Consider the following 13639-nt stretch of genomic DNA (forward strand, 5'->3'; position numbering starts at 1 on the left):
CGTCTAAGCTAAAAGCTTAGACGTTTTTTTGGATGTTCTTATTTTTGATCATGAACTTCACATATTGCTTTTCAAATTCTCGGAACAACTCACTAAGCTGTCTATATGAATGAAAAAAAGCGGGTCTAGCAAGGATGAAAGAAAGCCTTTCAGCAAGGTTCACCGGAATATTGGTAAAGGATTCTATTTTTGCCCGTAAATCACTCAAAACCACTGGCTTTCCATGCATCCAGAAGATTGCGGTTAAAAATAAACCGATCCCCTGCTTCATGAGTAACAAAGTCTGCCCCACTTTTCGCTCGGAAAATAGCAAACTGCATTCTGAATCAATTCCCTTCCATTTTTCCAGCAGTTCCTTTATATGCAATGCCCCCATAGACCAAGGAGCATAAGCCTCTACATTATTATAATAAAGTAACTCATACGGAAAAGCCTCGAATGGGATCGTTCCACTCCAACCTGCAAAACGCTCTTTTTCCAAGATGGTTTCCTTTTCAGGGAAAAACAAAGGGTGGTCCAATACTTCAGGGACTTTTAATGATATGGACTGCGTCAATTGGCTTCTTTCCTTTTCATTCTTTTTTTTCCTTCACGGCATAATTCAAGAAGCGGGCAGGTTTCACATCTTGGTGACTGGGCCTTGCAATGATAGCGTCCAAAGAATATCAGACGGTGATGAGTAACGGACCATTCATCCTTTGGTATCTTAGCCATCAACGTTTTCTCAACATCAAGGACACTATCCTTCCAACGGCATAATCCCAGACGCTTGGAAACACGCTCTACATGGGTATCCACAGCAATCGCAGGCACATCAAAAGCAACGGAAACGACTACATTCGCCGTCTTTCTGCCAACGCCAGGCAATTTAACAAGCTCATCACGATCTCTGGGAACTTCCTTACCGTATTCTTCGATCAGCATGCGCGACAACTTTTGTATATTCTTAGCCTTGTTACGAAACAAACCGATTGAGCGAATATCATTTTCCAGCTCTTCTATCGGAACGCTTATGTAATCCTCAGGCGTTTTATATTTTTGAAATAAATCCTTCGTTACTTTATTGACTAATACATCCGTACACTGAGCTGACAGGGCAACAGCAATCACCAATTCAAATGGATTGGAGTGATTCAGCTCACAATGGGCATCCGGAAACATTTCACCCATCGTATCCAGACAATATCGAATTTGAGCTTTATTCAACATATTGGTTCTCCTTCAATTTACATTACTGCTCGAGCCAGTTATAGAAAGGCACATCTTTCAATGGTCGTGCATTTTCCGTCTTTCGGTCCCTCTTTTGGTGAACTCTAAATTTTTGTCCTTGCTCCCTTGCCTGTTCCAAGGTTTTAATTCCATTCTTTTTCCACTCGAATAAAATTCGATCAATATATCGGAAATTCAATTTTCCGGAAATGACAGACTCCCTCAAAGCTGACTTAATGATTTCGGGTTGATGGTCATCCTCCATCCACATTGCCAATGTCTCGCATTCATAAGGAGATAAAGGGCGGCCGAACTCCTGTTCAAAAATCGTATAAAGGCTCTCCCCCGCTTTTTGGATTTCAGCAGACTCTGTCTGTTTCAAAGTTTTCAAGAAACAGTCCATCATTTTTTCATAAAGTGGAGACAACGAGTATTTTTCCTGTCCGATTTCTTGGCTATCCTCAACCATCATTTCAATAAATCCCCTTTGGACCAAACGCTGGATCAAGAAAAGACATTCCGTTTCCTGCAATGTCATTCGGTCAGAAAGCTGGGATGGTGCAGGGAAATGGTTACCTTTATCTATGAAGCTTTGCAATTGTAATAAAAGGACCATTTCTTGTTCATTTAGTCCCATTGTACTATAGTTAGTCAGCAAAAAGGATGGAATCGTTATCGTTCCTTCCTTAAACCACGCATATAAATGTTCTTTATTCATGTTTTTGGACACCTCTGGTTAAGTATAACATGAATACGGCTCCCCGAATAAGTTTATAATTTTAACAAAAAACGGTTATCTGCCAAATATGGCAAGATAACCGCTTCATTACGGAATCAAGGATATAATCGATTTAATAGGCGTGGGAACGGGATGGTTTCACGGACATGCTCGACTCCACTGATCCATGCAACGGTACGTTCCAATCCCAAACCGAAGCCTGAATGCGGTACAGAGCCATATTTTCTTAATTCCATATACCATTTGTAAGCATCCTCGCTCAAGCCATGCTCATTGATTCTCTGCTCTAGCAATTCCTGATCATGAATCCGCTCTGAACCGCCAATTATTTCTCCATATCCTTCTGGAGCGATCAAATCGGCACAAAGAACGACTTCTTCCCTGTCAGGGTCTGGCTGCATATAAAAAGGTTTGATTTTAGTTGGGTAATGAGTTATGAAAACGGGCTTATCATAACTTTCCGCAATCGCAGTTTCGTGCGGAGCCCCAAAATCATCACCCCATTGGATATCATTAAATCCTTGTTCATGAAGGAACTTAATGGCCTCATCATATGTAATACGCGGGAAAGGAGCTTGAATTTGTTCAAGCTTCGCTATGTCACGGCCCAGTGTATTCAACTCAAGCTGACAGTTTTTCAATACGGATTGGACGATCGAAGAAACGAATTGCTCCTGAACCTCCAGGTTTTCTTTAAATTCGATAAAAGCCATTTCTGGTTCAATCATCCAGAACTCGATTAAATGTCGTCTTGTTTTGGATTTTTCTGCCCTGAAGGTAGGTCCAAATGAAAATACCTTCCCAAGTGCCATGGCAGCCGCTTCCATATAGAGCTGACCACTTTGTGAAAGGTATGCATCCTCATCAAAGTACTTGGTCGCGAACAATTCACTCGTTCCCTCTGGTGCGCTTCCAGTTAAAATTGGGGGATCCACTTTAACGAAACCTTCTTCATTAAAGAATTCATATGTAGCACGGATTATTTCATTACGGATCTTCATGACTGCATGCTGCCGTTTTGAACGCAGCCATAAATGGCGGTTATCCATTAAGAATTCAGGACCATGCGCTTTAGGTGTAATGGGATAATCCAATGATTCATGAATGATTTCAATATCTTTCACCTGTAACTCAAAACCGAACGGCGAGCGTTCATCCTTTTGAATGACACCTGTTACATACAAGGATGACTCTTGCGAAACCGATTTCGCACGAGCGAATATTTCTTCACCCACATCAGCTTTCACGACCACACCTTGAATGAAACCAGAGCCATCACGGATTTGAAGGAAAGCAATTTTCCCACTGGAACGTTTGCTGGCAAGCCAGCCTCCAATGGTTACTTCTTGTTCGACGAATTTGCTAGCATCTTTTATTGTAATTTTCACGGAATTTACCTCCAAAAATAGCTTAACTTACTAAGGAATTTACTCTACTTATTATACCCATAGCCCTGCTTACAAGCAAATAAATCAATTGAAGTAGAACTTCCATGCCTTTTCTATCACTCTTATTATGTTTGGAGCATACCCGCCAGATTATATGGTAGATTATTTTTCACTATCGCCCAAAGCTCATTACAGTAAAGTCATCTTGGTATATGTATCATTCGACATTTCCATTTTCAACAAGGGATTGAATCCTATCAACCAATGGTAATCATTTTCGCCTTCAACAAAGTTTCAAATGATGCATATAATTGAAAAGCACTTTTAGGATCTCTTATTTGGCAGGAAAGCAGCTCTTCAAGTCTTTTGATCCGATACCGTAAACCACTCATTGAAATGTTCAATTCTTTCATACTGCATTCAAGATTTCCACCACATTGCAGGAATACATAAAGCGTTTTCAATAATTCCTTCATTTTTGGGTCATCTTTCATTAATAAAGGAGCCAGCATTTTCTCTGCCTTTTTTAGTACCGCTGGAGTACTCCCCGTATGCATTAAAATGGATAGCAGATCTACTTCTTCAAATTTGATAATATCCCAAGTTCCTTCATTCATATTCAATGCGGTTAAATCTTCTTGAAAAACCTCGTGAGCCCGTTCCAATTCATCACTTATTGTGCTAAGACCCATTTTAAAGTTATATCCGCTAAAAACAGTATATAAGTGATTGATGCATTCCTTGGTGCGAAGCTGATATTCAGTTCCCGGACTCATCGGTATAAGCAATACGATATTACCATCCCTTAAGGCTGTTAAGACAACTTGATTCCGCTTTTTAAAGAAACTATAAATCTCTTCGATGATTTTCTGCTGAATGAAATAGTCATTCGCTGTCCCCCGATCGGAGGAAAAATCATAGCCAAGCAACGCAATGGTGAAAGGATGATCCAATGAAGCGTCTAAATACATGCTTTTTTTAATTATTTCTTCTCTGGAAGCAAACTCTCCATTTAATATTTGTTCAAGAAATAAACCTTTTACCCTTTCAAGGGCTTCAAAACTGCTTTTCTCATTTAAGAGGAATAAGGAACCGGTCATGGAAACCCTTTCAAGAATCATTCGATTGATTTCCAGGTTCGTTTTTCCTTCAACCGGATCCGATTGCGCAAAAACACAATAGCCGTAAGTTTTATTTTGTAACGTTATGGGAGTATAAAGCAGCTCCATCCCATCTTTTACGATTCTTCCGGTCTCCAAAGTGACAGGACCATTTTCCCTCATCAGTTTGAGCTGATTCCTGACTTCCCTTACCTTCCCTATGTGAAACCCAGCATGATAAACCTGATTGCTATTGAAATTCTCCATCAACAAAGGAATTTTCGTTTTCTGATAAACCATCCTCACTATCGATTGAAGGCTTCTTCCGTTAATTAACTCCTCTGTCAGCAAATTATGAATATCCATCACTTTTGATAAACTATTGCGTTCTTCCAGCAGCTTTTCATATGTTACGGCAAGCTCTTGTACAATCGGTTTGGTTTTATAATATTTCAACTCATCTTGAATCTCCAGGCCCCATAAATGTATCGATTTACCTTCGTATCTACACTCTGATTGCCCTGCTCCCTTACAGGCACTTTCTTTAAAAATCACTTCGTGACCGCAGACCGTCGAATAAAATCCACTTGCATAACCCGTCAATGTATAACAGACTGGCTTTTCCGCAATGCCTGTCTGGGTGATATGTTCCTCTGCCTCATAGGAATTCACCCAAACCCCTTCCACCTTTACAGAGTGTACATCCGTTTGATTATCCATTGATAATTCCAGGTTCGTAGTATTAACTTTTGTATAACCCTGCAGCATATGTAAGATTGGACCTTGCCTCAGTATTTCCTTTACCGTTGACAAATCCCCTTTTAGTGCCTTATTAGCATCATTGACTCCGATATTCCAGCCATAACGTATTAAAAAAGACTTCATTCTTTCAAATCCAATATTCTCGATCAAGTCTTTTCTTAGGGTACCGAAAATTGAAGAGGAAGTCAGGATCATCCTCTCATCATTTAAATGAATTTCTCCTTCATCATTCTTAAGATTCAAAAGATTCGTCATGATTCCCCACGGCTTTCCTTTTACATAATATTATACTTTTTCCATACCTTACCTATCAAGATAAAAATGTAAACGCATTCATATCATGCAGTGGTGGAAAAGCCGGTGGGAGTCCGATACAAACCATTCTTTTTCACGTTTTTCTACTCAGATTAATTCGTTCGGAGCCGGATCAAATCAGCATCAATGCCTTCATCTTCATTTATCCACTTATCGTTTGTCCAGCCATGAAGGTCATAATCGTCCATTGCCAAGTCCACAAAAGCTTTGAATTTATCTGATTGTCCATTTGAATCTGCCATTTTCATGGTTTCCAGCCTAATATTTTCATGGTTACCCGCATAATTGATTTCATATAATTCATTCCTGCCACCAAATTCCGTTCCGATGGAATCCCATATAAGTTTCATCAGTTTTACCCTTTCCACTGCCGAAACCCCGCCAGAACCCTTATAATATTTTTCGAGATACGGACGGACCTCAGGGTTTAAAAAATCCTTGGAGCTTGATGGGAGTTGAATGAGATTACCTGCTACAACCTGTTCAAATATCTGTTTTACCTTTGGCCATACCATAGGTGCAAACACCCTATATGCAGTTGCGTATGTGCTATTGGGCAGAACAGTGCCATACGGCCCTTCCATCGGATCTGTAGCCATCGCTGTCGAGATTGCCCAAAACATGTTCCTGTAAGCAAGCACTTCCCCGATGTTGGCTTGTACTCCCCTAAATTGATTCGTTCCTGCCATCTCCGTAGCCTTCATCAGAAGCCCAGCCATAAAGTCCAATTTCACCGCATAGCGTGTACAGCCATGAAATGTATATCGGTTCATCCACCCAGTCTTGGATCTAAATCCATTGGCAATTTCCACATTATTATAGGCAAATACATTCTCCCATGGGATGAATACATGATCAAGGACGATGACTGCGTCATTCTCGTCGAACCGACTAGAAAGCGGGTAATCGAAAGGAGTGCCTGTCCTCGCAGCCGTTTCTTCAAAAGATTGTCTGCTGATCATTTTTAATCCCGGCGCATTCATCGGCACAAAGAAAATCAATGCATGGCTTCTATCCCCTTCCCCAAGATCGACAGGAGAATAATTCGCGACAAAATTATAATTCGTAAGTGCTGCTGAAGTTCCAACCATTTTAGCTCCACTTACGATTATTCCATCATCCCGCTCTTCCACCGTACGTACAAATACCTCTTTATTTTCATGTAGCGGTTTATTCCTGTCCATTGCCGGATTTATAATTGTGTGGTTACAGAAGGGAACGTCCCTTGTGGTTTTTTCATACCATCTTTTCGCATTATCTTCAAATCCCTTATAAAAATCGCTATACGGTCCCAATGATCCTGTAAAAGCAGCTTTGTAATCAGGGGTACGACCCATGAAACCATAGCTCAATTTTGACCATTCTGCTATGGCATCCCTTGCTTCAAGCAGCTCTTTTGCGTTCTTTGAAGCCTTGAAGAACTTATGGGTAGTATGGCCTTCATCTGTCTTAGCCGTTAAAATCCGAGCACTAACCGGATCATGGAGAGCATCATATAGTTGGCCAATTGACCTGGCAGAATTGCGATATGCTGGGTGTGTCGTCACATCATCTACCTTATCGCCGTTCAAGAATACCGTTCTTCCGTCTCGTAAACTTTCTAAATACTCTTTGCCATTCATCATCGGAACATCCCCCATTCACAATCTTTCAATTTGGATTTCTAGCTTTATACTAACTAAATGTTCAAGGCATTTTTCTGTTGAAACCCATCTTTTTTCTAACATTTTTTGTCTGATTTTACTGAATAATCTAAATATGTTGAACTTAAACAAATAATCATATACGATATCATATATGATTATTAATAAAATCAAGGGGTGAGTGTCCATGGCAAAAGCAAGAGTGAAACTCAAACAGTCAGATTATTCGGAAGAAATGGAAATACTGTCGAACCGCTATATATTAATGAACGGTGATAAGTATGAGGTATCACAAATCAATTTGGATAACCCTATTTCAGGAACGGTATATGGAACATTATTAAACTATAAAGGATCATTGGAAGCATTGAAGGGAAAGGTCGACCATCCTCCTTATAATGAACCTCCTAAAGGGCCGATCCTATATATTAAACCTAGAAACACGTTTTCTTCTTTTTCAAATCCAGTTCCCCTTCCAAACGGCATACCTGAATTGGAAATCGGGGCCGCACTGGGAATTGTAATCGGTAAAACGGCTACAAGAATCAAGAAAGAACATGCATTGGATTATATAGAAGGTTTTACGATCGCCAATGATATTAGCGTTCCACATGAAAGTGTTTTCCGTCCTGCTATCCGCCATAAAGCCCGTGATGGATTTTGCCCGATCGGTCCATGGGTCGTATCCAAGGAATCGATATCCAGCCCCGATTCTTTAGGAATCCGTGTATATATAAATGGAGAGCTAAAGCAAGAAAATTCAACTTCAAATCTAATTCGCTCCATATCCCGCCTTATTGAGGATGTAACAGACTTCATGACTTTGAGTACGGGTGACGTCCTTCTAGTTGGAGTTCCAGAGAATGCACCGCTGGCAAAAGCCAATGATCATGTCAGAATAGAAATAGACGAAATCGGGCATTTGGAAAATACTATCATTTCCGAGGAAAAACTATCACTGGAGGGGATTTTATGAAGAGAGCACGTGTAGCCTATGCAGGTGCCGTACATCCAGCAAGTGAATATTATGGCCAGCTCAAATTGGCGGATGGACGGATTGTCAATGAGCAGGATGTTGTCTGGCTTCCCCCGGTGGAACCACGAACTGTCTTCGCGCTTGGCCTGAATTATGCAGACCATGCGAAGGAGCTTGCTTTTAAAGCCCCGGAAGAACCCCTTGCGTTCTTAAAAGGTCCCAATACCTTTATCGGCCACCGTGGGCAGACAAGACGGCCTGCTGATGCAGCTTATATGCATTATGAATGTGAACTTGCAGTCGTCATAGGTAAAAAGGCGAAAAACATAAAAAAGGAAGAAGCCTATAAGTATGTAAGTGGATATACGATTGCAAATGATTATGCAATACGTGATTATCTGGAGAATTACTACCGACCAAACTTAAAGGTCAAAAATCGCGATACCTGCACCCCCATTGGACCTTGGCTAGTCGATGCCGAAGATATTCCAGATCCTTCGAACCTTGCCATCAAAACTTACGTCAACGGAAAATTGACTCAGCAAGGCAACACGAAAGACATGATTTTCGGCATTGCTGATTTAATTGAATATTTCAGCAGCTTCATGACATTGAGTCCAGGCGATATCATTTTGACAGGCACACCTGAAGGATTGGCGGATACCGCTGTAGGCGATGAAATCATCACTGAAATTGAAGGAATCGGGAAACTCATCAGCACAATAGTCGGTGACGATGCATTTACTGAAGGCAGGGATCGGCCGCATCTAAAAATCCATAATTAACGGAAGGGACTAATCACATGCCTCATATAATTATTGAATATACGGATAATATCAAAGATGAAATCCAGATTGATGGCTTATTAAAGAAGGTGAATGATGTCCTGATATCTTACCCTTCCATCTTTCCAATTGGCGGCATTCGATCCCGGGCCATTGAATTGAAGCATTATCGTGTTGCCGATGGTACAGAGGATGATGCCTTTGTTCATGCCATCCTAAAAATTGGCGCTGGACGCCAGGACAGTGATAAAACCAAAGTATGTGACCATCTATTCGAAACGATGGAATCTCATTTGGCATCCCTCTTTTCAAAAAGATATCTTGCACTCTCCATGGAACTTACGGAATTCAGTAATTTTGGCACATATAAAAAGAATAATATCCATGATCGATATCATAAATGAACAAGATTTCATATTTAAAGGCCTCCCCCTTCATTGGGGAGGCCTTTAAATTATTATGTTTTGCCACTGCTGCCGCGCTCAGTTGATTTCTGCAAGGTTTTCAGTACGGTTCAAGAACTCCTTGACACGATCCACATATTCCTGTTTATCATAGCCGTTATATAAAGCGCTCGCCATACGGACCGGATCTCCAAAAAAGAATCTTTCGTACAGCGTTTGCCTGGATCCAAATGAACTCATGCATACATCCCATGCGAGACGATACAATTTGACCCTGTCATATGCTCCACCATTCGCTGCTTGAAGATATTTATCCAAATCCGGTCGAAGCTCCGAATTGAAATCGGCTTCATTTGGAATCGCCATTAAGCCGCTAGCTCCAAGAAGCTGCATTATTTCACTGAATCTAGGGTAAATTTTCGGATAATAATTACGGGCAATGTTTAATGGTGTAAAATCAGGTGTCATCATTCCCCATTTATCCAATTTCGCGTTTGCCTCCGAAGCTGTTATGAAAGCCTTTAGCGTTTCAAGCGCCATGATGACTTCCGATATTTTCTCCTGAACATGCTGGTATTGCCCGATATTGATGGTTTCCGCCATAAGTTGCAAAATCCCCAGAATGAACTCGGTTTTGGCGATATTCTTCGATACCACCTGATGGGTCATATGAACAACTGCATTGCTTTCATTATATGCCTGGTTGCAAATGCCGACATCCCCATATGCAAATACCCGATTCCAAGGAACGACTACATCATCAAAAACGATAATCGTATCCATCTCCTCAAATCGTGAACCAAGTGGATGGTCAAAATGTGATTTGCCATAGTCGAATGATTCACGACAGATGAATTTCAACCCCGGTGTATTATTTGGAATGGAGAATGCGAATGCATAAGGGTTTTCTTCTTCTGATTGTTTTAGCAATGTCGAAGGGAAAACCATGATTTCATCCGTTATTCCTCCTTGTGTAGCTAATAATCTGGCTCCCTTTATAATAAGCCCTTCTGAATTCTTGCCAGCAATTCTTGCAGCGATGTAAGGATCCGGAAGCTTTGCGGCACTAACTCCCCTATTAACCTGTGGTTGAATCAAGGTATGTGTCAACGACAAATCCTTTTCCCGGCAGAGCTCATAATAATCCTTCATATTTTTTGAAAATGCCGAATCCTGAGTGCCGAACATATCCGCTGCAGTACCGTACGCCATCATCCCACTGTTGATATAGTCAGGGGAACGTCCCATCATTCCATTATTATGCCTTGCCCATTCTTGAAACATCTTCCTCCTTTTTTCAAGGTCTCCCTTTGTCCGCGGCTGCATGAATGAGGTCCCTACTCTTTCGTTTGAAGTTGGTGAAATATAAGTCATGATGTCATTTTTCGCGGAATCATGCTGCAAATCATATAATTCAGCCTGTGTTTTCATGACCCCTTTAAAAGCTGGGTGCTGACTGATCTTATCTTTTACTTGCTCTCCATTGATCCATACATTCGCCTTTGCTTTGTCTACCCTATCGATATATTCTTTACCTGTTTTAGCCGGCATGCTTGCATCCCCCTTTAAAATCGATATAAATGAAGCGCTTACAATTAAAATTCCAAATATTGAATTAATTTATATAACAAAATATACCATGTGTTATGATATATATAAAATACTTTAAAAATTCAATATGTATATGTAAATCATATGTATGAGGTGTATAAAATGGACATCCGGCAGTTAAAATATTTTGTGACAATCGTTCAGGAAGAACAAGTAACCAAAGCTGCAAAAAAATTACATATGGCTCAACCGCCTCTTAGCCAGCAACTTAAATTGATGGAAATGGAAATTGGTGAAAAACTTTTCGATCGGAATGGAAAGAAACTTAAACTCACTGAGACTGGTCAGGTTTTATATAAAAAAGCTGAAGCTCTATTGAATCAGTTTGAAGAAACACTTCTGGAAGTGAAGGAAGTCAGTAAAGGGGTAAAGGGCACTCTTTCCATAGGGTCTGTAAAAACCTGCTTTTCTTACATTCCGCAAAGGATGAGAACCTTTAGAGTAAAATACCCTGATATACGATTCAAGTTAATGGAAGGTGATACGTTCCGTTTAACGGAAGGCTTAATAAACAGGGAAATCGAGTTGGCCATCGTGCGACTCCCAATTAATGGTAAGCAGTTTTCTTCGGTTAACCTTCCACCGGAAGATTTTGTACTTGTCACCCCACATGATTGGGATATCCCAGACTTCATCGAATTTAAACAAATCAAGGAATTTCCCCTCTTGTTGCTGCATAGGGTAAGCGGTCAAGGTACATATGAGCTTATAGTGGATGAGTGCTTCAGACATGGATTTGAACCTACGATTGTATGTGAATGTCCTGATGCTGCAATGATATTATCTTTAGTGAAGGAAGGAATAGGAGCTACCATCATGCCACGTACCACATCAAATTCGTTTTCAACCCAGGGTATAAATATAGTCGAATTGATAGATTGTGAAGTACAATCCGAAGCCGCCCTTATTTGGCTCGAAGAACGCTATCTTTCCAAAGGCGCCGTCAAATTTCTAGAAACTTTTTCCGAATGAATGGCCAGTTTTCCTTAAATCTTCATTTCATTTGCACCTTTTCTAATAATCTATGGTGTTGGTTGGAATTTCTATTCCATTGAAAAGAAAAAAAGCAACCTAGATGGCTGCTTTTAAAAATCGATTCACAAGTTCGATGAGCTGCACTTTATTTATATGCATACCATTCAATGTCGCAAAACACCCTTAACATCATGACCCGTATTGGACTTTACGAGGATTTCATTATAATTGTCTTTTGTAACCGTTTCCAAATCTGTCCTGCGGTTACTGAACAGGGAACCTAAATAGCATGCGAGGAACCCAAGAGGAATGGAAACGATTCCTGGTGAATTCAAAGGGAAAATCGGGTCACCTGTCATGATGGTGGCTCCGGGAACCGGGTTCCAGACATTTGGACTTAAGGCCACGAGCAAAAGTGTACCAAAAAGACCTGTCATCATACCGACCATTGCACCGGTTTTATTGAATTTTTTCCAATAGATGGTGAGAAGGATGACCGGCAAATTCGAACTGGCTGCCAATGTAAAAGCAATCGATGCCAGAAACGCTACATTGAATTCCTGCAGACCTAATGATAAAACGATTGCAAGTGCAGTCACACCAATGGACGCCCATCTAGCCATCGTCATTTGCTGTTTTTCCGTTGCTTTTCCATCTTTTAAAATTTCATTGTAAAAATCATGTGAAAATGCCGTAGCACCTGTTAAAACGATTCCCGCAACAACTGCCAGTATCGTTGCAAAGGAAACGGCCGCAATAAAGGCGAATAAGATGTCCCCGCCCACAAGTTGGGCCAATAATGGTGCAGCCATGTTACCCGCTGGATTAGCGGTCATGATATTCGATGTTCCAACCAACTTCGCAGCACCGAATCCGAGAAAAATGACCATGATATGAAAAGCACCCATAATCCACATCACCCAAACAACCGACTTCCTTGCCACTTGTGCATTCGGGACAGTCAGAAAACGTATTAAAATGTGCGGTAGACCTGCCGTTCCCAGAATTAGGCCCAGGGACAAGGAAGCTGCATCCCACCCACTGGCATATTTAATACCTGCCTTCAGGTAAGCTGCTCCCATGGGTGTCGCTGTTTTCATTTCCGTGAAAATTCCGATGAAACTAAAATTCAGCTTCCACATGACGATCATGAATAATATAAACACGCCGCCAATCAGCAGGATTGCTTTAATGATCTGCACCCAGCTCGTCGCCGTCATCCCCCCAAATAGTACAAATACCAACATGACAATACCTACGATAATGACAGAGGTATTATACGGGATGTCTAAAAGCAATTTAAATAAAGCACCTGCCGCAACAAGTTGACCCAGCATGTACATCACTGATATCACCAAGGTATTAAAAGCGGTCACTCCCCGGACCTGTTTATATTTAAACCTTGTAGTCACCATATCAGCCAATGTGTATTTCCCTAAGTTCCTTAAAGGTTCAGCCACCAGGAATAATACAACAAGGAATGAAACAAGTGCTCCGTACATCAGGAAAAATCCATCATACCCCGTTAAGGAAAATGCTCCAATCAACCCTAAAAATGTGGAAGCCGACATAAAATCCCCGGCCAATGCAAGTCCATTTTGCCTAGCTGTCAAACCGCCCCCAGCCGTATAAAAAGAGCCTGCCGTTTTAGTTTTTTTGGAAGCGAAATACGTAATGAAAAGGGTGCCTATCGACATTAGTGCAAAAAGAATAATAACTGTCCAATTCATGA

At 40.9% G+C, this 13639-nt stretch carries 12 protein-coding genes; 4 read left to right on the top strand and 8 right to left on the bottom strand.

The window, feature by feature from the left end:
- Positions 1–16: 16 nt before the first annotated feature.
- The 6 genes from ACWF5P_RS13370 to ACWF5P_RS13395 all read right to left on the bottom strand — a co-directional run bounded on the left by ACWF5P_RS13370 (position 17) and on the right by ACWF5P_RS13395 (position 7138).
- A complete protein-coding gene (locus ACWF5P_RS13370) occupies positions 17–556 on the bottom strand; it encodes a YpoC family protein (protein WP_402938069.1) in 540 nt (179 codons plus the stop codon).
- Positions 553–1209 carry an endonuclease III gene (nth, locus tag ACWF5P_RS13375; RefSeq protein WP_101222378.1) on the bottom strand — a complete coding sequence of 219 codons (657 nt, stop codon included), beginning with the start codon at positions 1207–1209 and terminating at the stop codon, positions 553–555. Before nth ends, ACWF5P_RS13370 begins: the two co-directional genes overlap by 4 nt.
- Positions 1210–1231: 22 nt before the next feature.
- A complete protein-coding gene (locus ACWF5P_RS13380; protein ID WP_101222379.1) occupies positions 1232–1927 on the bottom strand; it encodes a DnaD domain-containing protein in 696 nt (231 codons plus the stop codon).
- A 116-nt stretch (positions 1928–2043) separates the two neighbouring features.
- Positions 2044–3336 (bottom strand): asparagine--tRNA ligase, encoded by a 1293-nt coding sequence (asnS, locus tag ACWF5P_RS13385; RefSeq protein ID WP_101222380.1) that lies wholly within the window; start codon positions 3334–3336, stop codon positions 2044–2046.
- A 257-nt stretch (positions 3337–3593) separates the two neighbouring features.
- Positions 3594–5453, bottom strand: coding sequence for a XylR N-terminal domain-containing protein (locus ACWF5P_RS13390; RefSeq protein WP_434167307.1), 1860 nt, complete (start codon positions 5451–5453; stop codon positions 3594–3596).
- 152 nt (positions 5454–5605) lie between these two features.
- Positions 5606–7138: a 4-hydroxyphenylacetate 3-hydroxylase N-terminal domain-containing protein gene (locus ACWF5P_RS13395; RefSeq protein ID WP_434167308.1), complete on the bottom strand. Its 1533-nt coding sequence runs from the start codon at positions 7136–7138 to the stop codon at positions 5606–5608.
- Between the two features lie 205 nt (positions 7139–7343).
- On the opposite strand from ACWF5P_RS13395, the gene ACWF5P_RS13400 reads away from it, so the two are divergent.
- From ACWF5P_RS13400 to ACWF5P_RS13410, 3 genes are read left to right on the top strand one after another with little or no spacing between them, the layout of a single operon-like run.
- The gene (locus ACWF5P_RS13400) at positions 7344–8132 is read left to right on the top strand and encodes a fumarylacetoacetate hydrolase family protein (protein WP_434167309.1); all 789 of its coding nucleotides are present in this window, start codon (positions 7344–7346) and stop codon (positions 8130–8132) included.
- Positions 8129–8917 carry a fumarylacetoacetate hydrolase family protein gene (locus ACWF5P_RS13405; protein WP_434167310.1) on the top strand — a complete coding sequence of 263 codons (789 nt, stop codon included), beginning with the start codon at positions 8129–8131 and terminating at the stop codon, positions 8915–8917. Before ACWF5P_RS13400 ends, ACWF5P_RS13405 begins: the two co-directional genes overlap by 4 nt.
- A 17-nt stretch (positions 8918–8934) precedes the next feature.
- Positions 8935–9321, top strand: a complete 387-nt coding sequence (locus ACWF5P_RS13410; RefSeq protein WP_230176936.1) for a 5-carboxymethyl-2-hydroxymuconate Delta-isomerase — start codon at positions 8935–8937, stop codon at positions 9319–9321.
- A gap of 78 nt (positions 9322–9399) precedes the next feature.
- Here ACWF5P_RS13410 and hpaB read toward each other — a convergent pair whose 3' ends face one another.
- A complete protein-coding gene (gene hpaB / locus ACWF5P_RS13415) occupies positions 9400–10872 on the bottom strand; it encodes a 4-hydroxyphenylacetate 3-monooxygenase, oxygenase component (protein ID WP_434167311.1) in 1473 nt (490 codons plus the stop codon).
- Positions 10873–11034: 162 nt separating this feature from the next.
- On the opposite strand from hpaB, the gene ACWF5P_RS13420 reads away from it, so the two are divergent.
- On the top strand, positions 11035–11904 hold the full coding sequence (locus ACWF5P_RS13420; RefSeq protein ID WP_101222387.1) for a LysR family transcriptional regulator: 870 nt from the start codon (positions 11035–11037) through the stop codon (positions 11902–11904).
- A 167-nt stretch (positions 11905–12071) separates the two neighbouring features.
- Here ACWF5P_RS13420 and ACWF5P_RS13425 read toward each other — a convergent pair whose 3' ends face one another.
- Positions 12072–13637 (bottom strand): sodium:solute symporter family transporter, encoded by a 1566-nt coding sequence (locus tag ACWF5P_RS13425; RefSeq protein ID WP_434167312.1) that lies wholly within the window; start codon positions 13635–13637, stop codon positions 12072–12074.
- Positions 13638–13639: the final 2 nt, after the last annotated feature.

It is taken from the genome of Peribacillus sp. NPDC055009 (assembly GCF_053608705.1).

Excerpts from the sequence above, each read along its gene's own strand:
- nth (WP_101222378.1), bottom strand. The coding sequence starts at position 1,209 with ATGTTGAATAAAGCTCAAATTCGATATTGTCTGGATACGATGGGTGAA.
- ACWF5P_RS13380 (WP_101222379.1), bottom strand. The coding sequence starts at position 1,927 with ATGAATAAAGAACATTTATATGCGTGGTTTAAGGAAGGAACGATAACG.
- ACWF5P_RS13390 (WP_434167307.1), bottom strand. The coding sequence starts at position 5,453 with ATGACGAATCTTTTGAATCTTAAGAATGATGAAGGAGAAATTCATTTA.
- ACWF5P_RS13395 (WP_434167308.1), bottom strand. The coding sequence starts at position 7,138 with ATGATGAATGGCAAAGAGTATTTAGAAAGTTTACGAGACGGAAGAACG.
- ACWF5P_RS13400 (WP_434167309.1), top strand. The coding sequence starts at position 7,344 with ATGGCAAAAGCAAGAGTGAAACTCAAACAGTCAGATTATTCGGAAGAA.
- ACWF5P_RS13405 (WP_434167310.1), top strand. The coding sequence starts at position 8,129 with ATGAAGAGAGCACGTGTAGCCTATGCAGGTGCCGTACATCCAGCAAGT.
- ACWF5P_RS13410 (WP_230176936.1), top strand. The coding sequence starts at position 8,935 with ATGCCTCATATAATTATTGAATATACGGATAATATCAAAGATGAAATC.
- hpaB (WP_434167311.1), bottom strand. The coding sequence starts at position 10,872 with ATGCCGGCTAAAACAGGTAAAGAATATATCGATAGGGTAGACAAAGCA.
- ACWF5P_RS13420 (WP_101222387.1), top strand. The coding sequence starts at position 11,035 with ATGGACATCCGGCAGTTAAAATATTTTGTGACAATCGTTCAGGAAGAA.
- ACWF5P_RS13425 (WP_434167312.1), bottom strand. The coding sequence starts at position 13,637 with ATGAATTGGACAGTTATTATTCTTTTTGCACTAATGTCGATAGGCACC.